Source organism: Microbispora rosea (assembly GCF_044460045.1).
GTDB lineage: Bacteria > Actinomycetota > Actinomycetes > Streptosporangiales > Streptosporangiaceae > Microbispora > Microbispora rosea.
In genome coordinates, this window is sequence record NZ_JBITJO010000003.1 from 881,502 (window position 1) to 903,274 (window position 21,773).

Annotated in this window: 16 protein-coding genes and 1 riboswitch; of the genes, 8 read left to right on the forward strand and 8 right to left on the reverse strand. The window is 74.9% G+C overall.

The genetic code is table 11. From position 1 onward, the window contains the following. Positions 1–74: 74 nt before the first annotated feature. A riboswitch (cobalamin riboswitch) is annotated at positions 75–198 on the reverse strand. A gap of 82 nt (positions 199–280) precedes the next feature. Beyond that, the gene (locus tag ACIBK1_RS16280; RefSeq protein WP_051761719.1) at positions 281–1,747 is read right to left on the reverse strand and encodes a serine/threonine-protein kinase; all 1,467 of its coding nucleotides are present in this window, start codon (positions 1,745–1,747) and stop codon (positions 281–283) included. A gap of 121 nt (positions 1,748–1,868) precedes the next feature. Between ACIBK1_RS16280 and ACIBK1_RS16285 the strand changes: the two genes are divergently transcribed. From ACIBK1_RS16285 to ACIBK1_RS16300, 4 genes are read left to right on the forward strand one after another with little or no spacing between them, the layout of a single operon-like run. Continuing rightward, complete coding sequence (locus ACIBK1_RS16285) at positions 1,869–4,514, forward strand: FtsX-like permease family protein (protein WP_396735652.1); 2,646 nt, start codon at positions 1,869–1,871, stop codon at positions 4,512–4,514. Then, positions 4,511–7,021 carry an FtsX-like permease family protein gene (locus ACIBK1_RS16290; protein WP_396735655.1) on the forward strand — a complete coding sequence of 837 codons (2,511 nt, stop codon included), beginning with the start codon at positions 4,511–4,513 and terminating at the stop codon, positions 7,019–7,021. The genes ACIBK1_RS16285 and ACIBK1_RS16290 overlap by 4 nt, the downstream gene beginning before the upstream one ends. Next, on the forward strand, positions 7,005–7,976 hold the full coding sequence (locus tag ACIBK1_RS16295; RefSeq protein WP_081903537.1) for an ABC transporter ATP-binding protein: 972 nt from the start codon (positions 7,005–7,007) through the stop codon (positions 7,974–7,976). Before ACIBK1_RS16290 ends, ACIBK1_RS16295 begins: the two co-directional genes overlap by 17 nt. After that, the gene (locus ACIBK1_RS16300; RefSeq protein ID WP_030508036.1) at positions 7,969–8,637 is read left to right on the forward strand and encodes an ABC transporter ATP-binding protein; all 669 of its coding nucleotides are present in this window, start codon (positions 7,969–7,971) and stop codon (positions 8,635–8,637) included. Before ACIBK1_RS16295 ends, ACIBK1_RS16300 begins: the two co-directional genes overlap by 8 nt. Positions 8,638–8,640: 3 nt before the next feature. On the opposite strand, the gene ACIBK1_RS16305 is transcribed toward ACIBK1_RS16300, so the two are convergent. After that, complete coding sequence (locus tag ACIBK1_RS16305; RefSeq protein WP_030508037.1) at positions 8,641–9,576, reverse strand: aldo/keto reductase; 936 nt, start codon at positions 9,574–9,576, stop codon at positions 8,641–8,643. 226 nt (positions 9,577–9,802) lie between these two features. Between ACIBK1_RS16305 and ACIBK1_RS16310 the strand changes: the two genes are divergently transcribed. After that, positions 9,803–10,843 carry a family 2 encapsulin nanocompartment cargo protein polyprenyl transferase gene (locus tag ACIBK1_RS16310; protein ID WP_030508038.1) on the forward strand — a complete coding sequence of 347 codons (1,041 nt, stop codon included), beginning with the start codon at positions 9,803–9,805 and terminating at the stop codon, positions 10,841–10,843. Positions 10,844–10,862: 19 nt separating this feature from the next. Here the strand turns inward: ACIBK1_RS16310 and ACIBK1_RS16315 are convergent, their stop codons facing one another. The 3 genes from ACIBK1_RS16315 to ACIBK1_RS16325 are packed head-to-tail and all read right to left on the reverse strand — an operon-like array spanning position 10,863 to position 16,100. Beyond that, positions 10,863–11,330 carry a MarR family winged helix-turn-helix transcriptional regulator gene (locus tag ACIBK1_RS16315; protein ID WP_396735659.1) on the reverse strand — a complete coding sequence of 156 codons (468 nt, stop codon included), beginning with the start codon at positions 11,328–11,330 and terminating at the stop codon, positions 10,863–10,865. After that, a complete protein-coding gene (locus tag ACIBK1_RS16320) occupies positions 11,327–14,329 on the reverse strand; it encodes an FAD-binding and (Fe-S)-binding domain-containing protein (RefSeq protein ID WP_396735662.1) in 3,003 nt (1,000 codons plus the stop codon). Before ACIBK1_RS16320 ends, ACIBK1_RS16315 begins: the two co-directional genes overlap by 4 nt. 4 nt (positions 14,330–14,333) lie before the next feature. Continuing rightward, positions 14,334–16,100, reverse strand: a complete 1,767-nt coding sequence (locus ACIBK1_RS16325; RefSeq protein WP_396735665.1) for a thiamine pyrophosphate-dependent enzyme — start codon at positions 16,098–16,100, stop codon at positions 14,334–14,336. 103 nt (positions 16,101–16,203) lie between these two features. Here ACIBK1_RS16325 and ACIBK1_RS16330 point away from each other — a divergent pair, with 103 nt between their 5' ends. After that, positions 16,204–17,292: an enolase C-terminal domain-like protein gene (locus tag ACIBK1_RS16330; RefSeq protein WP_396735668.1), complete on the forward strand. Its 1,089-nt coding sequence runs from the start codon at positions 16,204–16,206 to the stop codon at positions 17,290–17,292. A 68-nt stretch (positions 17,293–17,360) separates the two neighbouring features. On the opposite strand, the gene ACIBK1_RS16335 is transcribed toward ACIBK1_RS16330, so the two are convergent. Both ACIBK1_RS16335 and ACIBK1_RS16340 read right to left on the reverse strand, forming a co-directional pair. Beyond that, positions 17,361–18,056, reverse strand: coding sequence for a response regulator (locus tag ACIBK1_RS16335; RefSeq protein WP_396735671.1), 696 nt, complete (start codon positions 18,054–18,056; stop codon positions 17,361–17,363). Continuing rightward, positions 18,053–19,246, reverse strand: a complete 1,194-nt coding sequence (locus ACIBK1_RS16340; protein ID WP_396735674.1) for a sensor histidine kinase — start codon at positions 19,244–19,246, stop codon at positions 18,053–18,055. Before ACIBK1_RS16340 ends, ACIBK1_RS16335 begins: the two co-directional genes overlap by 4 nt. 180 nt (positions 19,247–19,426) lie before the next feature. Between ACIBK1_RS16340 and ACIBK1_RS16345 the strand changes: the two genes are divergently transcribed. Continuing rightward, positions 19,427–19,660, forward strand: a complete 234-nt coding sequence (locus tag ACIBK1_RS16345) for a hypothetical protein (protein WP_030508045.1) — start codon at positions 19,427–19,429, stop codon at positions 19,658–19,660. Beyond that, positions 19,647–20,672, forward strand: a complete 1,026-nt coding sequence (locus ACIBK1_RS16350) for a hypothetical protein (protein ID WP_156080911.1) — start codon at positions 19,647–19,649, stop codon at positions 20,670–20,672. The genes ACIBK1_RS16345 and ACIBK1_RS16350 overlap by 14 nt, the downstream gene beginning before the upstream one ends. A gap of 20 nt (positions 20,673–20,692) precedes the next feature. On the opposite strand, the gene ligD is transcribed toward ACIBK1_RS16350, so the two are convergent. Then, positions 20,693–21,661, reverse strand: coding sequence for a non-homologous end-joining DNA ligase (gene ligD, locus ACIBK1_RS16355; RefSeq protein ID WP_030508047.1), 969 nt, complete (start codon positions 21,659–21,661; stop codon positions 20,693–20,695). Between the last annotated feature and the right edge of the window lie 112 nt (positions 21,662–21,773).

The following is a 21,773-nucleotide window of genomic DNA, read 5'->3' on the forward strand; positions in this document are numbered from 1 at the left end:
TCTGCGCAGGCCTGTCCGGGCCATGGCATGTCCCCCCTGGGGGTCCGCGCCCCCGGTAGAAGGTCCGACGGCCGGAGTATCCTGGCTCCCGGATCAGCGCTCCCCTCAGCCTTCCCGCCCGTGCTGGGCAGTGGCGTGGGTGAGGGTCGCTCCCCGGTGACAGTGGCGGGACCGCGCCGGATTCACACCGGCTTCCTCCGCGTCCGTCGCTTGCGGTGGTCAACTTACACCTTCGTGCCGTATGTCCCGCAAGTACGGTCTGTCTGATATATCGGAAACGCTACGTTCGCTGCAGCGTGGCGATCATGGAGAACGGCTCGTTCTTCGTCACCGCGTTCTCGCCGTGTCCGTTGTAGTCGAAGGTCATCGTCCCGTTGTCGTGGACGGTGAGGTAGATCGTGCCGTTGCGCACGCAGTTGCCGCGCATCGACACCCGCGTCAGCCGCACCGTCGTCCCGCTGATGACCTGGAGCTTGGACCTGCCCTCGCACCGGTAGTCGACGAACCGCTCGGTGACGGTGTCGCCGCCCTTCGGCACGGTCAGCACGAGCGTGTCGTACGCGCCGGGCTCGTAGTCCACCCTGCCGCGCCACACGCCCGCGAAGCGTGCGGTGAAGCGCAGGGGCGCGCGCGACGTGACCGCTGGCGCGGGGGTCGGCGCGGAGCTCGATAGGGGGCTCGGTGTGGGGCTCGGTGTGGGTGTCGTGGCGGCTGAGGGCGCCGGCGTGACGGCGGCCGCCCCGTGCCGCCCGTCACCGCCCGCGACGCCTTCGGACGGCAGCACGGACAGCAGCACGCCCACTGTCGTCGCGGCCGCGAGGGTGGCCGCCGCCCCGGCGAGCAGCCCCCGGCGGCGGCCCGAGCTCCGCCGTGGGGGGACGGTGTCCGGTTCTGGATGCACGGGCCGCCCGGCGGTGGTGAGCCCGGCCGCGACGTCCCCGGCGGCCCCCTCCGGCGCCGCGGCGAGCAGCCGCATCGTGATGTCGAGGATGCCCGGGCGCTCCGCGGGGTCCTTGCGCAGGGCCAGCGCCACGACGGAGCGCAGCGGCTCTTCCAGGTCGCCCAGGTCGGGCTCCTGGGTGAGGACGCGGTTCAGCACGGCCGGCAGCGCGTCGTCGCCGAACGGCGGCCTGCCGGTGGCGGCGAACACCATCACGCAGCCCCACGCGAACACGTCCCAAGCGGGCGTGGGCGGCTCGCCGGCGATCTGCTCGGGCGCCATGTAGGCGGGCGTGCCGACGATGCCGCCGCTCGCCGTGGTGGCGCCGAGGCCGCGGGCGACCCCGAAGTCGACGACCCTCGGACCGTCGGGCCCGAGCAGCACGTTGGCCGGCTTGAAGTCGCGGTGCACGATCCCGGCCCGGTGCACGGCGGCGAGTGCGGTCGCGGTCGCGACGGCCAGCCGGTGCAGGGCGGGCCCGGACCGCCGCCCCGCCTGCCGCAGCGTGGGGCCCTCCACGTACTCGCTCACGATGTAGGGCCGGGGGCCGTCCAGGTCGAAGTCGAGGACCCGGGCCACGCAGAACGGCGCGACCCGCCGCGCGGCGTCGATCTCCCGCGCGAAGTGGCGGCGGGCGTTCTCGTCTCCCGACCAGCCCTCATGGAGCAGCTTGACCGCCACCGGGGCGCCCTCGGCCGTGCGGCCGAGGTAGACCACCCCCTGGCCGCCCGCGCCCAGGCGGCCCTCCAGCCGGCAGCCGCCGATCTCGGCCGGATCTCCCGTGAGCAGCGGCCCCACCGCAGGCATGCAGCCCTCCTCGGCCCGTCTTGCCCTCACCCTAGACGAATGGCGCGCTGGTGCTTCTCGATCACCCTTGCCATGATGCCGGGATGAACGTGGCGAGACTCGGACGAACGTGGTGAGGACGGTGCGGGGGCGACTGCCGCTGGTGGTCCGGCGCGCGCTGGCCGAGCCCCTGCTGCTGGCCGCCGCGTTCGGCTCCATCCTGCTCGCCACCACGGCGATCTCGGCTCTGCTGCTGCACGCGGGCTCGGTGACCCAGGCGGGTGTGCGGCGGGCCCTGGAGACGGCGCCGCTCGCCGCCACCGCGACCGTCGTCACCTCCTCGGTCACCGCCGGGGACTTCGCCGCGGCCGACCGGGCCGTCCGCGCGGGGATCGCCCACGCCCACGGCGAGGTGCCCGTACGGGTCACCGTTCGCGTCGAGTCCGCCTCGTACGCGCTGAAGGAAGACGACCGCGGCGGTCAGCCCGTCCTGACCCGGTTCGCCGCGTACGAGGGACTGGACGGCCAGGCGGACCTGGTGAGTGGCCGCTGGCCCACGGAGGGAACGGCGGTGGCGCTCTCGGAGCCGGCCGCGCGGGCGATGGGAGTCTCCACCGGCGACGAGTTCACCGTCGTCGGACGCCTGGACGGGAAATCGGTCCGCGTGCGCGTCGCCGGCGTGTTCCGGCTGCGGGACCCCGACGACCCGCGCTGGAGGGGAGAGGAACTGCTGCGCTACGGCACGCAGACCGGCGACTTCACCTCCCGCGGCCCCCTGGTCGTGCCGGCCGGCGCCTTCCTCGGCAGGTTCGCGACCGGTGTCTCGGCCCGCTGGCTCGCCGAACCCGACCTGCGCCGGCTCTCCTCCGACCGGCTGCGGCCGTTCTCGGCGTCGGTCGCCGCGGTCTCCGCGGACGTGCGGTCCGGCTGCCCCCGGTGCACCGTCACCGAGACGCTGTCCGGCACGCTGCTGCGGCTCGACCGCGGCGCCCTGGTCGCCCGCTCGACCATGCTGGTGCCGGTGCTCCAGCTGCTGGTGCTGAGCGCGTACGCGCTGGCGCTGACCGCGCGGCTGCTCGCCGAGCACCGCCGGATGGAGACGGCGCTGCTGCGATCGAGGGGCGGCGGGTCGCCGCGGCTCGCCGCCACGGCGGCGGGGGAGGCGCTGCTGATCGCGCTGCCCTGTGCGCCCGTGGCGCCGTTCCTCGCGCCGGTCCTCCTGCGGCTGATGAGCGCCTTCCCCTGGATCGAGGCCACCGGCGTGGCGCCGCCCCGCGCGCCCGACGGGGCCACGTTCGCGGTCGCGGCGGCGGTCGCGCTCGCCTGCGCCGCCATGCTGGCCGCTCCGCCCCTGCTCGCCGCCCGCCGCACGTACGTCGAGGAGCAGGCGGTGCTCGGGCGCGCCGACCGGCCGGGCCTGGTCCAGCGGGCCGGGGCCGACGTGGCGCTGCTCGTCCTGGCGGCGCTCGCCGTCTGGCGCCTGCGCGCCCAGGACGCGCCGGAGGTCACGCGCCTCGGCGGCGAGCTCGGGCTCGACCCGCTCGTCGGGGCGGGGCCGGCGCTCGCCCTGCTCTGCGGCGGGATGGCCGCCCTCCGGCTGGTGCCCGCCGTCGCGAGGGTCGCCGAGCGGGCGACGCGGCGCCGCCCCGGGTTCGGGCCGGCCGTGGCCGCCCGGCAGGTGAGCCGGCGCCCGGCCCGCTATTCCGGTCCGGCGCTGCTGCTGACGATGGCGACGGCGATAGGCGTGCTGTCCCTGACCACGGCCGCGACCTGGCGCGGCGCCCAGGAGGACCGGGCCATGCATCTCGCCGGCGCCGCCCTGCGCGTCTCGGCCCTCCCGGGCGACGACGCCCGGACCTTCACCGCGCTGCCGGGAGTCGCGGCGGCCGTGCCCGCGCACCGAGCCACGGTCGTCGCGAACGGCGCGGACGCCACCCTGATCGCCGCGGACGCGGCGCACCTGGGCCGGGTCCTGCTGCTTCGCCCCGACCTGTCGGAGCGGTCGCCGGCCACGCTGACCTCCCGGATCGCCGGGTCCGCCGGACAGCCGCTACCGGTCGTGGTGACCCCCGGTCTGGCCGACACCACCAGGATCACGGCCGGCACGGTGGCGATCCCGATCCGGGTCGTGGGCGTCGTCACGGCGATGCCCGGCACACCGGAGGGCACCCCGGCCCTGCTCGCCGACCTCGCCGCGCTGCGGGGCCAAGGCGCGCAGGGGGCGGACTGGCCGGTGACGGAGTGGTGGCTGGCCGCCGACGGGAACGACACCACACCAGCCGCCACCGCGCTGGCGCGCAGGGACGTCGTCGACGTGGCCACGCTGACCGCAGGCCACAGGGACGACCCCACGGCGGCGGGCCTGCAGGGCGCGCTGCTGCTCGGCTTCGCGGCGGCGCTGGCGTTCGCCGTGCTGGGTTTCCTGGTCAACGCGGCGGTCTCGGCGCGCGAGCGCAGGGGTGAGTTCGCCGTGCTCGGCGCGCTCGGCGTGAGCTTCCGGCAGACGCTCGGCCTGCTCGCCGCCGAGCAGTCGTTCGTCGTCGGGCTGTCGCTGGCCGGCGGAGTGGCGCTCGCCGTGGCCGTCTCCGCCGCGGTGGTGCCGCCGATGGTGACCGCCGGATACGCGACCGGAGGCGGGCTGCCGGTGCTGCTCCACGTTCCGTGGCTCCAGGTGGCGGCGCTCGCCGTCGCGGTCCTCGCCGTGCTCCTCGTGATCGTGGCGGGGCTCGCGCGGTCGCTGCACCGCCGTGAGCCGGCCGCCGTGCTGCGTTCTGGGGAGGCGTCGTGATCCGCCTTCTCGGGGTGCACAGAGGTGTGGCGGCGCTGCTGGCCACGCTGGTGTTCGGCGCCGCACTTGTCGTCTCGGCCCTGCCCCGGATGGTCGAGTCCTCGCTCGACGCGGCGGCCAGGTCGATCATCGGCGCCGTCCCGCCCGGCACGGCCGCGCTGACGGTCCAGTACAGCCGGGGCTTCGACCTGAGGCCGATGCGGACGACGGCCGACGTGGCCGGGGCGGACACCGCCTGGCGAGCCCTGCTCCCCACGGCGTTGCGGATGGCCGCCGATCCCGCCCCGCTCTTCGACTTCTCCGCCTCCTCGCCGATCCTGATAAACAACCAGGCGCATCGCTACCTGACGCTGAAATGGGTCTCCGGGGCGGACCGGCACGTGCGGTACGTCGAGGGCGGGCCCCCGGGCCCCGGCTCGGGCACCCGTTTCGAGGTGGCCGTCCCCGCGGTCGCCGCCTCGGAGATGTCGATCAGAACGGGCGACACTCTCCGCCTCGGAGACCTGACCGCGAAGGTCACCGGCCTGTTCGAGCCGGCGCGTCCCGCCGACCGGTTCTGGGCTCTGGAGCCCGAGCTCACCTACGTCATCCACCACCGCGTGCCGCTCGCCATGGAGGACGACCTGATCGTCACCGCGCTCACCGACGGCGACAGGCTCGCGGGCGCCGAGCTGCCCATGATCTTCCGATGGCTCGTCACCCCGGCGCAGGGCCGCGTCGGCGCGGGCAACGCGGCGGACGTGCTCGCCGCCACGGAGGAGTTCGACCGCCGGCTGGGCAGGCAGGACCTCGAACTCACCCTGTCGACCGGGTTCGACCGCATCCTGCGGGAGTACCTGGACCGGCTGGCCGTCACGCGCGCGCTCATCACGGTGTTCCTGAGCGGGCTGGCCGTCGTGTGCCTGGGCACCACGGCCCTGGCCGTGCTGTTGTTCGCCGGGCGGGTGCGCGGCGACCTGCTGTTGATGCGCGCCCGCGGCGCGTCCCTGGCCCGGGCCGTGCTGACCTGCGGGGGAGCGGTCGCGCTCGTGGCGGTGCCGGCGGCCGCGGCTGGCCAGCTGGCCGCGGGCTTCGTGCCGGGCGCACCGACGGCGTTCGCGCGGCTGGGACCGGCCGCGCTGGCGGTGGGTACCGTCGCGATCGCCTGCGCCGCGGCCGCGCCGCGCCGGTTCACGGGCCGGCGGTCCACGGGCCGGCGGTCCGCGAACGCTCTGCGCCGGATCGTGCTGGAGATCCTGGTGCTCGTGCTCGCCGTGGCGAGCGTCCAGCTCCTGCGCACGGGCGGCCTGGGCACGGGCGGCCTGGGCACGGGCGGCCTGGGCACGGGCGACGCGTTCCTCGCGTCGGCGCCCGTGCTGCTGGCGCTGGCCGCCGCGCTGGCGCTGCTGCGCGCCGGCCCGGCCCTGATCCACCTCGCCTTCCGGGCCGCGGCCCGGCGCGCCGCCGCCGTGCCGTTCCTCGGGCTCGCCGCCGCCCGGGCCGTGCCGGGCGCCGCGCTGCCGGTGCTCACGCTGCTGCCGGCCGTCGCGCTGGCGGCGTACGGCATGGTCACCGCCGGAGGGCTGGAGGAGGCCCAGCGGCAGGCGGCGTGGGAGCGGACCGGCGCTGAGATCAGGGTGGAGCGCGCGCAGGGCATCGCGCCGGAGACGCTGGAGCAGATCGCCCACGCGCCCGGCGTCAGGGCCGTCGTCCCGGCCGCGGTCGGGACGACGGTCGCCGAGGTGGGCTTCGGCGGGCGGCCGGCCACGGTCGTCGCGGTCGATCTCGACGCCTACCGCCGCCTGGTCGCGGGCAGCCCGCTCCACCTGCCTCCGCCGGGCACCGGTGCGCTGGTCTCGCCCGACCTGTCCGCCATGCGGAGCTTCGATATCGGCTGGCCCGCGCGGACGACGGTCACCCCGGCGGGGACCGTCGACGCGATGCCGGGGGTGCGGGCCGGCGACGGCGCTCTCATCGTACTCCGCGCGGCTCCCGAGCAGGTCAACACGCTGCTGATCGCGGGAGACCCGGGTGCGGTCAGGCCGCTGCTGCCGTCCGGCGCGCAGATGACCACCGTGGCGGGCGCGCTCGCCGAGATCACCGGGATGCCGCTGACGAAGGCGCTGACCACCGCGCTGCGGGTCGCCGCCGCCGCGCTGGCCGCGTACGCGCTGGCGGCCGTCGCGATCGCCCTGACCGGGGGCGCGGCCCGGCGGGCCGAGGACCTCGGGCTGCTGCGCGCCCTCGGCCTCACGCGCAGGCAGGCCGGACTGGTCACCGTCCTGGAGGCGGCCCCGCTGCTCGTCCTGACCGCCGTCGCCGGGTTGGCGGCCGGTCTCGCCATGCCCGCGCTGCTCAGGCCGGGGATCGACCTGTCGGCGTACGCGGGCGGGCGTTACGGCGCGCTGACGGCCACCGCGCTCCTGCCCGTCCTGCCCTGTGCCGTGGCCGGTGCCCTGGCCGCCGGGGTCGCCGCCGTCGCCCTCGTGGGCGCCTATTTGGGAGGAAGCCGTGGACACGCTGGCTGACCTGGAGGCCCGGGCGACGCGGGGCGGTCCCGCGTTCGGCTCGGACGCCCACATCCTGTGCGACAACCTCGTGCGGATCTACAAGACCGAGGGGTCCGCCGCGGTCGAGGTGGTCGCCCTGCAGGGTCTCGACCTGCTCATCGGCAGGGGTGAGCTGGTGGCGGTCGTCGGGGCCTCGGGATCGGGCAAGTCGACGCTGCTCAACATCCTGTCGGGGCTCGACGTGCCGACGGCCGGGCTGGCCCGGGTCGCCGGGATCGACCTGCTGTCCATGACGCCCCGCGACCGTCTCCGCTACCGGCGTTCCGTCGTGGGCTTCGTCTGGCAGCAGACCGCCCGCAACCTGCTGCCGTACCTCACCGCGCGGGAGAACGTCATGCTCCCCATGCGGCTGGCGGGCGGCACGTCCCGGCGGGCCAGGTCGGCGCGTACGGACGAGCTGCTGGAGCTGACGGGGATGGCCGGCCGCGCGGACCGGCGGCCCGGGGAGATGTCCGGAGGCGAGCAGCAGCGGGTGGCCGTCGCCGTGGCGCTGGCCAACGCGCCCGAGGTGGTGCTCGCCGACGAGCCCACCGGGGAGCTGGACAGCGAGAGCGCCGAGACGGTCTTCGGCGTGCTGCGCCACGCCAACCGGGAGCTCGGCGTCACGACCGTCGTCGTGACGCACGACCCGCTGGTGTCGGAGCAGGTCGACCGGACCGTCGGCATCCGGGACGGCCGCACCTCCAGCGAGACGTTCCGCCGCACCTCCTCCGACGGCAGGGTGGTCGCCGAGGAGTACGCGGTGCTGGACCGGGCCGGGCGCCTGCAGCTGCCGAGGGAGTTCGTCAACGCCCTGTCGATGGAGCACCGGGTGCGCCTGGAACTCGAACGCGACCACATCGGGGTCTGGCCCTCGGCCGCGGGCGACGGCACAGACGACACAGAGGACACGGGGGAAGAGGCGAATGAGTGAGCCGCTGGTCGTCGTCGAGGGCCTGCGCAAGACCTATCCCAAGGGCGTGCGCGCCCTGCGAGGGGTCTCCTTCGAGGCTCACCCCGGTGAGCTGGTCGCGATCCGCGGGCGCTCCGGGGCGGGCAAGACGACCCTGCTCAACCTGGTCGGCGGCCTGGACCGGCCCGACGAGGGACGGGTGCGGGTGGCGGGGCAGCCGGTGCCCGAGCTGCCCGAGGAGGGCCTGCTGCGGCTGCGGCGCGACGTCGTCGGATTCGTCTTCCAGTCGTTCCGGCTGATCCCGGTGCTGTCGGCCGCCGAGAACGTGGGTGTGCCGCTGCGGCTGGCGCGGGTTCCCGCCAGGGACAGGGAGGAGCGGGTCAAGGTGCTGCTGTCCCTGGTCGGGCTGTCCGACCAGGCCGAGCAGCGGCCCTACGAGCTGTCGGGCGGCCAGCAGCAGCGCGTGGCCATCGCGAGGGCCCTGGCAAACCGGCCCCGCCTGCTGCTCGCCGACGAGCCGACCGGTCAGCTCGACTCCCAGACCGCCCGGCAGATCATGGAGCTGCTCCGGGTGCTCGTCCGGGGCGAGGGCGTCACCGCGCTGGTGGCCACGCACGACGCGGCCCTCGTCGGCCTCGCCGACCGCGTGCTGGAGCTCAAGGACGGCGAGTTCCTCGGCTGAGGGTCAGGCCCACGGGAGGGCGGCGCGGCGGGACCAGTAGGTCTCGGCGTCCTCCGCCAGCCCGGCGAGCGCCTCCTCCGCCTCGTCGTCCCAGGTGACGGCGAGCGCCGTCAGGTTCTCGGCGAGCTGGGCGGTCGTGGCCGCGCCGCTCAGCACGATCCCCGCCCACGGGCGGGCGAGCGCGGCGGCCAGCGCCAGGGCGTCGGCGGTGACGCCGCGTTCGCGCGCGGCGAGCACCAGCGCCGGGGGCGCGCCCCGGACGGTCAGCCTGCCGTTGGCCACGCCCTCCTTGACGATCACGGCGAGGCCTGCGGCGTGCGCCCGGGCCAGGGCCTCGCCCGCCGTACGCTCCAGCAGGTTCCAGGTCGACTGGACCGTGTCGAAGAGCCCGGTCGCGACCGCCCTGTCGATGGTCGCGGCCTGGCGGGGGCCGGTGGTGGACAGGCCCACGGCGACGCCCTCGGCGCGCAGGGCGCGCAGCTCGCCGAGCACCTCCTCGTCGTCGAGCACCCCGCTCTCCACCGTGGCGGAGTGGATCTGGTAGAGCGACAGATGCGCGCCGAGCAGCTCGCGGGTCTCGCCGAGCTGGTGGCGCAGCCGCGCGGCCGACAGGTCCTTCTCCTCGTGGCGGCCGGCGTCCATCCGCCAGCCGCCGACGTACTCGTACCCCCACTTCGACCCGACCTCGACCTCGCCGGGCCGGATGCCCCGGTCGGCCAGCCAGCCCGCGAGGAACTCCTCCGCCAGTCCGTAGGACCGGGCCACGTCGACGTACCGCACGCCCGCCGCCCGGGCGGCGTCCAGCACCTCCCAGGTGCGCGCCCGCATCGCCGCCACGTCGCGGTCGCCGCCCAAATCCTCGTCCCGGCCGAGCGTGATGTACGCGGGGCGCCCGACGGCGGCGAGCCCGAGACCCATCTCCTGCAGCCACTTCCGCATGGGGCACCACGTTAGGGGATGTCGAGCGATCCGGAGGGGCGCGCCGCCGGTCTGGACTGAGGAGCGAGTGGGGAGCGAGGGACGAGCGACTCCGAGCGACGAGGGAAGACGGCGGGTGTGAGCGCCCCGATGGTGAGCGGGAAGCACGTGTGGTGCGGAGGCGGCCGGGGTATGCCGACAAGTCCAGCCGGCCTGTGGGTCCACTCGAGCCCGAGGTGGTGGGAGCGTGACGGAACCGGTTGCAGAGGGAGTGCGCACCGCGGCGGAGGTGCTCGCCCGGACGCGCGACCTGGTGGAGCCCGCCCTGCGCCATGCGGTCGACACCCTGCCTCCGCCGATGCGCCGCATGGCGGGATACCACTTCGGATGGTGGGACGCGCGGGAGCGGCCGCTGCGGGCGGACGGCGGCAAGGCCCTGCGGCCCGCGTTCACGCTCCTGGCGGCGGAGGGCGCCGGGGGAGACGCGGACGCGGCACTGCCGGCGGCCGTCGCGGTCGAGCTGGTGCACAACTTCTCTCTCATCCACGACGACGTGATGGACGGTGACGCGGTCCGCCGCCACCGCCCCACGGTGTGGAACGTCTTCGGGCGCTCCGAGGCGATCCTGGCCGGAGACTCCCTGCTGACGCTGGCCTTCGCCGTGCTCGCCGGGAGCGGCCGCCCCGCCGCCGGCGTGCGGACGCTGGCCCGGTGCGTCCAGTCGCTGCTGGACGGCCAGAGCGCCGACCTCGGCTTCGAGGAGCGGGCGGACGTGAGCCTGGGGGAGTGCATGCGCATGGCGGAGGGCAAGACGGGCGCGCTGTTCGGCTGCGCCTGCGCCCTCGGCGCGCTGCAGGCCGCCGGTCTTCCGGGGGGCGCCACCACCGAGCAGGTGTCCTTCCTGCGGGTGTTCGGCGAGCGCGTGGGGCTGGCGTTCCAGATCGTCGACGACCTGCTGGGCATCTGGGGCGACCCGGCCGTCACCGGCAAGCCGGTCCACTCGGATCTGCGCAACCGGAAGAAGTCCCTGCCGGTCGTCGCCGCGCTGACGTCGGGCACGCCGGCCGGCGGCGCGCTCGCCGCGTTGTACCGCCGCCCGCTCGCGCCGGCCGACCTCCCACGGGCCGCGCGGCTGGTTGAGGAGGCCGGCGGGCGGGCGTGGAGCCTCGCCAGGGTGGACGATCTGCTGTCCGAGGCGCTGGAGGCGCTGCGGTCGGCGGAGCTGGCGCCCGGGCCGGCGGCGGGTCTCGAGGCCCTGGCCCGCCTGGCCGCCGACCGCGACCGCTGACCCGCCTGCCGACCGTCGGCTAACCGTCCGTTTCGTGCGCACCGGCCGCCGCGGTGAGCTCGCGCAGCGTCCGCGCGAGCGTACGGCGGCTGTCCGGCGGCAGGTGGCGCAGCGCGGCGGCGATGTGCCCGCGGCGGGCCGCACGGATCCGCTCCAGCGACCTCCTGCCGGTCTCGGTGACGTCGATGCTGACCTCACGGCGGCTGTGCGGGGACAGCAGGCGGGTCAGCAGCCCGGCGGTGTGCAGGCGGGCCACCAGACGGCCCGTGGCCGATACCGACATGCCCAGCAGGGCGGCGAGCCCGCTCAGGTTCACCGGGCCGTGCCGGTCGACCGCGAGCAGCACCCGCAACTGGGTGACCGAGAGCTCGGAGCTGCGCGTCATCGCGTTGAGGGTCATCTCCACCAGGGCGAGCGAGGCGTCCTCCACGGACCACGCGTCCTCGTCCAGGGCGGGGTCCGTCTCCTCCATGATCTCGGCGCTCATCGGGTCCCCAGCACCCGCGCCGGGCCGGGCCTGCGCGCGGCCCGCCACTCGGGGTGGTCGCCCAGCGGCGTGCCCCGCACCCCGGCCGCCAGCAACTCCGCGAGGTGGATCGCCTGGCGGCCCACTCCCGCCTGCTCGATCTGCGTACGGCAGCTGAAGCCGTCGGCGAGGACGACCGTGCGGGGATCGGCGGCGCGGATGGCCGGCAGGATCTCGTGCTCCGCGCAGGTCGTCGACACCTCCAGGTGGCCGGCGGTGAAGCCGAAGTTCCCGGCGAGGCCGCAGCAGCCGCCCACCGTCTCCACCCGCACACCGGCCCGGGACAGCAGAGCCCGGTCGGTGTCGAAGCCGAGCACCGAGTGGTGGTGGCAGTGCGGCTGGGCGACGGCGTCCCGGTCGATCCGGGGCGGCCCCCAGCCGTCGGTCGCGCTCAGCAGCTCGGCGAGGGTCCTGGTCTGCTCGCCCAGCCGGGTGAAGTCCCGGTCGTGGGCGAACAGCTCGGGCGCGTCGGCGCGGAACACCGCCGTGCAGCTCGGCTCCAGCCCGACGATCGGGATGCCGCGGCGCAGCGCCGGGGCGAGGGTTCGCACGGTGCGGCGCAGCACCCGCCGCGCCACGCCGAGCTGGCCGGTCGATATCCACGTCAGGCCGCAGCACAGCGTGCGCGGCGGGATCAGCACGCGGTAACCCGCCGACTCCAGCACCCAGACGGCGGCGCGGCCGATATGGGGGTGGAAGTTGTCGGTGAACGTGTCGGGCCACAGCACCACGGGTCCCCGCTCGCCCCCGCCGCGCGGCCCCCGGTGCCGATACCAGTCGCTGAAGCGGAGCGGCGCGAAGTCCGGGACCGGCCGGGCCGGTTCGAGCCCCGCCAGGCGCTTGGCGAGCCCGGACAGCACGGGCGCGTGCGCCAGCGCGTTGACCACCCCCGGGGCGAGCGCGGCCACGCGGGCCCACACCGGCAGCCAGCCCATGGCGTAGTGGTCCATCGGGCGGATCCTGCGGGCGTAGTGGTGGGCGAGGAACTCGGCCTTGTACGTCGCCATGTCGACCTGCATCGGGCAGTCGTGCCTGCAGCCCTTGCAGGCCAAGCACAAATCGAGCGCGTCCTTCACGGCGGCGGAACGCCAGCCGTCCCGCACCACGGAGTCGGCGTGGCCGTTCAGCATCTCGAACAGCAGCCGGGAGCGCCCGCGGGTGGAGTGCTCCTCCTCGCCGGTGGCCCGGTAGGACGGGCACATCACCCCGCCGGTGTGCTCGCGGCATTGGCCGACTCCCACGCACCGCATCACGGCCCGCTGGAAGCTGCCCTCGTCGTCCGGGTAGCCGAAGTGGACGGGCGGGTCGGCGGGCGTCCACTCGGGGCCGAGCCGCAGGTTCTCGTCCAGCCGGTACGGTGAGACGATCTTGCCCGGGTTCATCCGGTCGCCGGGGTCGAAGACGGCCTTGACCTGCTCGAAGGCGGTCATGACCGCGGGCCCGAACATCTTGGGCAGCAGCTCGCCCCTGGCCTGCCCGTCGCCGTGCTCGCCCGACAGCGAGCCGCCGTAGGAGACGACGAGGTCGGCGGCCCGCTCGAGGAAGGCGCGGAAGGCCGCCACCCCCTCGGCCGTCACCAGGTCGAACGGGATGCGGGTGTGCACGCAGCCCTGCCCGAAGTGCCCGTACAGGGAGGCGTCGCCGTAGCCGAACTCCTCGAACAGGCGGCGCAGGTCGCGCAGGTAGCCGCCGAGCTTGTCCGGCGGGACGGCCGAGTCCTCGAACCCCTCCCATGTCTCGGCCATGCCGGGCACGCGGGCGGTGGCGCCCAGACCGGACTCGCGGACCTCCCACAGCTCTTTTTCGATCTTCGCGTCGTCGAGGAAGGAGATGTGCGGCGCGTGCTCGCCGCCCTTCAGCTCCTTCAGCAGGTCATGGGCCTTGGCGTCCGCCTCCTTCTGCGAGCCCGCGCCGAAGGAGACCATGAGCCAGCCGCCGCCCTCCGGCAGCCGCTTGAGGGCGTCGGGATGCATGTGCTTGCGCCGCTCGAAGTCCACGAGCTTGTCGTCCACCCCTTCGAGCTGGAGCGGGCCGTGGCGGGCGATGCGCGGCACGGCGTCGGCGGCCACGCCGATGTCGTGGTAGCCGAGCAGGACAAGGCACTCGGCCTTGGGCGCGGGCACCAGGCGCAGCTCGGCCCGCAGCACGGTGACCAGCGTGCCCTCCGACCCGACCAGCGCCCTTGCCAGGTCGAACCCGGCCTCGGGCAGGAGCTGGTCGAGGTTGTAGCCCGACACCCGCCGGGGGATGTCGGGGAACCGGCGGCGGATCTCGTCGGCGTGTTCGTCCACGATCGCCCGCAGCTCGCGGTAGATCCGCGCCCGCGGCCCGCCTTCGGCGACGATCCGGTCGAACTGCTCCTGGCTGGTCGGCCCCACCCACATCCGCTGGCCGTCGTAGGTGAGGATCTCCAGCCGCGCGACGTTGTCGGCGGTCTTGCCGTACGCCTGGGCGGTCGAGCCGCAGGAGTTGTTGCCGATCATGCCGCCGAGCGTGCACTGGGAGTGGGTGGACGGACGCGGCCCGAACATCAGGCCGGTGTCGGCCAGCAGCCGGTTCAGCACGTCGAGCACGATTCCGGGCTCGACCACGCAGGTGCGCGCCGCGGCGTCCACCGACACGAGCCGGTGGCAGTACTTCGACCAGTCGATCACCACCGCGGTGTTGCAGGTCTGACCGGCCAGGCTCGTCCCCCCGCCCCGTGAGGTGACGGGCGCGCCGTGCTCCCGGCAGACGGCGATCGCCTCGGCCGCCGCGTCCACCGTGCGCGGCACCACCACCCCGAGCGGCACCTGCCGGTAGTTCGATCCGTCCGTGGAGTAGGCGCCCCGGCTGCCCGGGTCGAACCTGACCTCGCCGTCCACCCGGGCGGCGAGGTCCCGCTCCAGGTCGCGCACCCGCACGTACGGGCGCCCCGGCCGGGTCGTCACGGGCGAGGGAACGATCACCTGGTCCGTCATGGCGTCACCGCCCCAGTTGAGAGATCTTGTCCTTGAACAGCGTCGTCGCGATGGCCGCCTTGTGCGGCTGTCCCTTCAGGAACGCCTCGGCGAACTTGACCGCCTGATCGCGGGCGACCTTGCCCGGCATGGGCGGCTCGTTCGGGTCGACGTCCACGTCCACCAGCGCCGGCCCGGGATGGGCCAGGGCCTGCCGTACGGCCTCGTCCACCTCGGCGGGGTCGGTGACCTTGCGGCCGTAGCCGCCGCAGGAGCGGGCCCAGGCGGAGAAGTCGGAGGACGGCGCGCCGAACCTGACCCCGTGCTCGGGGTACCCCAGCACCATCTGCTCCCACAGGATCTGGCCGAGCGAGCCGTTGTTGTTCACCACCACGGTGATCGGCAGGCCGAGACGGGCCGCGGTGAGGAACTCGGCCATCAGCATCGCGAAGCCGCCGTCGCCGATGAACGCGATCACCTGCCGGTCGGGGTGGGCGAGCTGCGCCGCGATCGCGTACGGCAGGCCGGGGGCCATCGTGGCGAGGTTGCCCGACAGGTAGAACTCCCGGCCGCCGCGGATCGTCCAGTGCCGGGCCGCCCACGTCGCGATCGTGCCGGAGTCGCAGGTGAGGATGGCGTCGTCGGAGGCGGCCCGGTCCACGCAGCCGATCAGGTACTGCGGGGCGATCGGGGCGCGCTCCGGGTTCTCCAGGGCGGCCATGTTCTCCCGCCATTCGGCCATGGCCTTCTGGTACTTCTCCAGGTGTGCCCGGTCGCCGATGCGGTGCAGCAGCGGCAGCAGCGCGGCAAGCCCCTCCTTGGCGTCCCCGATCATCGGGACCTCGGTCGGCATGCGCACGCCCGCGCGGGCGGGGTCGGCGTCGATCTGCACGACGCGGACCTTGCCGGGCTCGGGCAGGTGCTTGGTGTAGGGGAAGTTGGTGCCGACCATCAGCAGGGTGTCGCAGTCCTCGACCAGCTCCTCGCCCGGCTTCGTGCCGAGCAGGCCGATCCCGCCCACCGCGTACGGCGAGTCGTCGGGGATGACCGCCTTGCCGGGGAGCGTCTTGATCACGGGGGCGCCCAGCGTCTCGGCGACGGCCAGCACCTCCTCGCGGGCGTGCAGGGCGCCGGCGCCGGCCAGGATCGCGGGCCGCCGGGCCGCGTTGAGCACCTCGGCGGCCGCCCTCAGGTCCTCCTGGCGCGGCACGCCGGGCGGGGACAGGTAGACGGGGGCGGTCGCGGGCGGCCGCGCGGGGGCGACGTGCTGGTAGGGGTCGGCGTCGGCGGGGGCCACCTGGACGTCGTTGGGCAGGCACAGGTGGGCGACCCCGCGGCGCGCGTACGCCGTGCGGATCGCGATGTCCACCACCCCGGGCAGCTGGGCCGGGTTGTCCACCACGAGGTTGTATTCGGCCACGTCCTCGTACAGCCGGTCGAGGTGGACCTCCTGCTGGTAGCCGGTGCCGAGCACGCTGGTCTCCTGCATGCCCGTGATGGCCAGCACCGGCTGGTGGTCGAGCTTGGCGTCGTACAGGCCGTTGAGCAGGTGGATCCCGCCGGGGCCCGAGGTGGCCAGGCACACCCCGATGCGACCGGTGGCCTTCGCATGCGCGGCCGCCATGAACGCGGCCGCCTCCTCGTGATGCACCAACACGAACCGGACACGGTCGGATTGGCGGCGCAGCCCTTCCATGATGCCGTTGATGCCGTCACCGGGAAGCCCGAAGACGGTGTCGACACCCCAGTCGGCGAGCCGCCTGATGAGTACTTCTGAGGCGATTTCCGTCATATGTGCCGCGCTGCCCCTGGAATGGGAAGCCGAACACTCACCGCATGGAAAATCTTTCCTCCGATCCAGAGTCGTGGGGTCACGCCCGGGTAGGGAGACGCGCGTGATCAGGGACCTCCACGTGTCGGGCTACCGCGTGCCGACCGACCGCCCGGAGGCCGACGGCACGCTGAGCTGGGACGCGACCACGATGGTGGTGGTCCACGCGGACGCCGGCGAGACGGCCGGGCTCGGCTGGACCTACGCGCCGGCTGCCGCCGCGACGGTCGTCACAGACCTGCTCGCGCCCGTGGTGCGCGGCGGCGACCCGATGGACGTGCCGGGCCTGTGGACCGCGATGGTCCGCCGGGTGCGCAACGCGGGCCGCACGGGCGTCGCGGGATATGCGATCTCCGCGGTCGACGTCGCGCTCTGGGACCTCAAGGCCCGGCTGCTCGGCGTGCCGCTCGCCCGCCTGTTCGGCCTGGCCGGGCCGTCCGTGCCCGTGTACGGCTCGGGCGGGTTCACCACGTACGACGACGACGTCACGACGGCGCAGCTCGCGCACTGGGTGCACGAGCAGGGCATCCCCCGCGTCAAGATCAAGATCGGGGAGTCCGCGGGCACCGCGCCCGCCCGCGACCTGCACCGCGTCGCGCTCGCTCGCCGGGTCATCGGGGACGCCGCCGAGCTGTATGTGGACGCCAACGGCGGCTACGGCGCGAAACAGGCCGTGCGGCTGGAACGCCGGATGCGCGACCACGACGTGCGGTGGTTCGAGGAGCCGGTGTCCTCCGACGACCTGGCCGGGCTGCGCCTGGTGCGCGAGCGGTCCGAGGCCGACATCGCGGCCGGCGAGTACGGCGGCGACCTCGTCTACTTCACCCGCATGTGCGCGGCGGGCGCGGTCGACTGCCTGCAGATCGACGCGACCCGCTGCGGCGGCTACACGGGCTGGTCCGGCGCGGCGGCGATCGCCGCCGGGCACGGGCTCGAGGTGTCGGCGCACTGCGCGCCCAACCTGCACGCGCCCGTCGCCGCGGCGACCCCGAACCTGCGCCACATGGAGTGGTTCCACGACCACGTGCGCATCGAGGGCGACCTGTTCGACGGCGCGGCCGACCCCACGGGAGGCGCCGTACGCCCGCCGGACGCGCCCGGTCACGGCCTGACGCTGCGCGCCGACGTGGCCGAGCCCTACCGCGTCGCCTAGCGCGAAAGGCGGTGCCGAGGTGTCCGCCGGGCAGGCCGGGAAACAGCGGCGCCGCCGCGACGGCCGCGTCAGCCGTCCGCGCCGAACGGGTCGTCGAGCAGCCCGGCGTCGTGGACGAGCAGGGCGATCTGGACGCGGTTGTTGAGCCCCAGCTTGGCGAGGACGTTCGACACGTGCGTCTTGACGGTGGGGACGCTGAGGTGCAGCAGGGCGCCGATCTCGGCGTTCGGCCTGCCCTGGCCGACCGCCAGCGCGATCTCCCGTTCCCGCTCGTTGAGCAGCGCCAGGCGCTCCCGGGCGCGGGCCCTGCGCCGGTCCTGTCCGTCCTCGGCGACCCGGGCGATGAGCCGCCGGGTCACCGCCGGGGACAGGACAGGGTGGCCGGCGGCCACCCGGCGGATGGCCTCCACGATCTCGCCCGGCGGGGTGTCCTTCAGCAGGAACCCGGCGGCCCCCGCGCGCAGGGCCCGCAGCACGTGCTCGTCGGCGTCGAAGGTGGTCAGCACGATCACCTCGGGCGCGCCGTCGCGGGCGCGCAGCGCCTCGGTGGCGGCCAGGCCGTCCATCACCGGCATCCGGATGTCCATCAGCACCACGTCGGGGCGGTGCCGGCCGGCCAGCGGCAGCACCTCGGCGCCGTCCCCGGCCTGGGCGAGGACGCGGATGTCCGGGGCGCCGCCGAGCATCATCTCCAGCCCGGCCCGGACCAGGGGATCGTCGTCGGCGATGAGAACGCCGATCGGCGCGGCTTCTGACGCGATCATGCAGGCCACGGTAGCCAGGCCCGCACGCGCCAGCCACCCGGGCCCCCGTCGCCGTCGCGGCGCACGGGCCCGTGCTCCAGCCGTCCCCCTGCCAGCGTGACGCGCTCGGCCAGGCCGGCGAGGCCGTGGCCCCCACCGGCGGCGTCCGCTGCGACGGCGGCGGGGACGTCGTTGACCACCTCGACCGTCAGGCCCTCGCCGGGCGCCCCTGTCACCCGTACGCGGACCTCGGCTCCCTGCGCGTGCTTGCGCGCGTTGGTGAGGGCCTCCTGCACGACGCGGTAGGCGGTGCGGCCCGTCCGGTCCGGGATCGACTCGCGCGCGCCGAGGTCGTCGCACAGGTCCACCCGCATGCCGGCCCGGCCCGACTCCGCGACGAGCTGTTCCAGGTCGGCCAGGGTGGGCAGGCCGGGCCGCTCCGGCGCGGACGGCTCGCCGGTCGGGGCGCGCAGCACGCCGATCACCTCGCGCAGGTCCTGCAGGGCCTGGTGGGCGCTCTGCCTGATCACCCGCGCCGCGCGGGCGACGTCGGCGGGGTCGGCGCCGGGGTTGAACTCCAGCGCCCCCGCGTGCACGCTGAGCAGCGACAGCCGGTGGCCGAGCACGTCGTGGATCTCACGGGCGATCGCGTCGCGCACCTGGTGCTGCACCTGCTCGGCCCGCAGCCTCGCCTCGGTCTCCATCCGGGCCGCGCGGTCGCGCTGGGCCAGCACCAGCCGCCGCCGGTGGTGGACGAACAGCCCCCAGCCGACCGCCGCGCCCTGAAGGGCCAGGCCCAGCGTCAGCAGCGCGAGCGGCGGCATGTCCGGGTCGGGGCGCAGAAATGTGAAGACGACCGCGGCGAGGACGCTGAGCGCGAACACCGTGCCCGAGGTCCGCGGGCGGCGGTGAACCGCGACGGAGAAGAGCGCGGCCAGCATCGGGCCCCCGATCATCTCGAAGACGGCCGACAGCGCGACGAGCGTCACCGCGAGCCCGACCGGCCACCTGCGGCGCAGCCACAACGCCGCGCAGCCGAGCATGCTCACGACTTGGTCGAGGGTGAACAGCCACGCCGGCGGCAGGGGCGCGGCGTGCAGACGCTCCACCGACGTGTAGAAGCCGAAGGCGACGGCGAGCACGAACATCGCCGTGTCCACGAGCCAGTCGCGCCGGCTTCGCCGGTGCCGGGGGGCGGCGGGGGAATCCATATCCCCCGCAGCGTACGACCCGGCGGAGGGCGTCTTCACCGCCGTGCGGCGAGACCATACCTAAGTCGGGGGCCGTCCGACTTCGGTCGGCGCCGACGCCGTACGCAGGAGACCTTCGCCGGACGGGAGCATGCCGACGCCCGATCCCCGGCGGGTCCGCCGGTCCCTAGCGTCGGGGCCATGCGTGAAGTCATCCGGCTCGCCGGGGCGTTCCTGGTCGCCGCGGGCATCAGCGGGACCATCGACCACCTGGCCGTGCAGCCGTTCTGGGGCGCGATACTGAACGTCTTCAACCGCCAGGTCATCCCGCGGCTGTCCTTCCTCGCCGGCTACGAGATCTACGCCAACCTGCTCGTCGCGGTCGTCGGCGCCGTCGTCCTCGCCGCCGCGTGGAGGCGGGATGAAGACGCGTGATCCACGGCGTCTCGCCATGGCGGCCGGGCTCCTGGTGCTGGCGCCGATGTGCGCCGAGTACGCCACGGGTTACGACGACAGCACGGGCGACCCGCTCGCGCTCGCCGCGGGCCTGCTGATCTTCGGCCCGCTGTACGGCGCGCCCGCGCTGCTCATCCGTGAGACGGCCCGCCGCCTGGGCATGTCCTGGCCGGGCATCCTCGCCCTCGCGGCGGCCTTCGGCGTGCTGCAGGCCGGCGTCGTCGACCAGTCCATGTTCAGCGAGGGCTATCGGGACATCCCCTACTGGGAGGAGATGGTCCGCCCGACGTACGTCGCGCCGCTCGGACTGGCGGCCCACACCACGCTGTCCTTCGTCGCGGGCCACGCGGTCTGGAGCTTCGGGGTGCCGATCGCGCTGACGGAGGGGCTGAACCCGCGGCTGTCGCGCACGCCCTGGCTGCGGACGCCCGGACTGGTCACGGCCGCGGCGCTGTACCTCGCGGCTGCGGCGCTGGTCCTGCGCGACCACCTGCGGACCGAGGACGAGCACGCCGCGGCCGCCCAGATCGGGGGATCGCTGGCCGCCGTCGCGCTGCTCGTCCTCTTCGCGCTGAGCCGGCGATCACGGGACCCCGTCGTGCGGAACGGTGCCGTGCGGAACGGTGTCGTGCGGAACGGTGCCGTACGGGACGGTGCCGCGCCCCGGCCGTTCGCCGTGGCGGCGGGCGGCCTGGTCGCGGGCCTGGTCTTCGACTTCCTGCCGTCGACCTGGGCCGGGGTCGCGGCCGGGCTCGCGGTGATGGCATTGTGCGGCGCGGCCGCCGTCCGCCTCGCCCGCTCGCCGGAGTGGACGATTCGTCACGCCGCCGCGCTCGCCGCCGGAGCCCTGACCGCGCGCGCGGTGGTCGGCTTCTTCGCGGTACCGCTGGGAGAGGTCCCGACGGTCGCCAAGTATGCGCACAACGTCGCGTTCGTCGCGGGTGCGGTGCTGCTCGGCGTCCTGGCGGCGCGGCGCCGGGGCGCCGCGTGACCCGGCGTGACCCGGCGCGTTCAGCCTTCTTCGCGGACGACCTCGCCGGGGTCCTTGTCGTCGCGCAGGCCCCGCCACGAGGGGTGGCGCAGCCGCCCCTCGCCCGTCCACTCGGCGAACTGCACCTCGCCGACCAGGACCGGGTCCACCCAGCGGCCGCCCCTGGCCTCCTCCCGGGTGATGCCGTCGAAGGGGGGCGTGTCCCGCCGCAGCGGCGCCAGGCGCTCGCCGAGCCGCCGCAGCGCCTCGTCGGTGAAGCCGGTGCCGACGCTCCCGGCGTACCGCAGCCGTCCGCTGCCGTCGTTGACGCCCACGAGCAGCGAGCCGACGGTGTTCGCCCGGCGGCCCTCCCCGGCCCGCCACCCGCCGACGACGACCTCCTGCGTACGGACGTTCTTGACCTTCACCCAGTCGGGCGAGCGGCGGCCGGGGCGGTAGGGCGAGGTGAGCCGCTTGGCCACGACGCCCTCCAGCCCCAGCCGCCGCGAGTCGGCCAGCGCGTGCTCGCCGCCGTCGGCGTAGTAGGGCGGGATGGCCCAGTGGCGCCCCGCGTGGACGAGGTCCTCCAGGCGGCGCCGCCGCTCGGTGTAGGGCATCGCGATCGTGGTCGCGGCGTCGACGTGCAGCACGTCGAACAGCAGGTACGTCACGGGCGTGGTGACCAGGAGTTGCCTGATCTTGAGTTGGTTGCGCTGGTGCATGCGCGGCTGCAGCGCCTCGAACGACGGCCTGCCCTGCTGGTCGAATGCGACGATCTCCCCGTCGAGCACCACGGCGTGCCCGCCCGTGGCGCCGGCGAGGCCGGCGAGCTCGGGATAGGCGGCGGTGACGTCCTTGCCGTTCCGGGACACCAGCCGCAGCGTGTCGTCCTCGACGTAGCCGAGGGCGCGGACGCCGTCCCACTTCATCTCGTGCGCGTAGTCGCCCTCCGGCTCGGGCAGCCGCCCGAGCCGGGCTGTCATCGGTGTGTACGCCGGAAGGGCGGCCATGCCCTGCTGGTACCCCGGCCTGCCCTGCAGTACCCCTGACCTGCGGCGACGCGCATCCCATCCTCCGAAAGAGGGATGGAGGGCGACGTGCCGGGTGATGCCGCGTGATCGG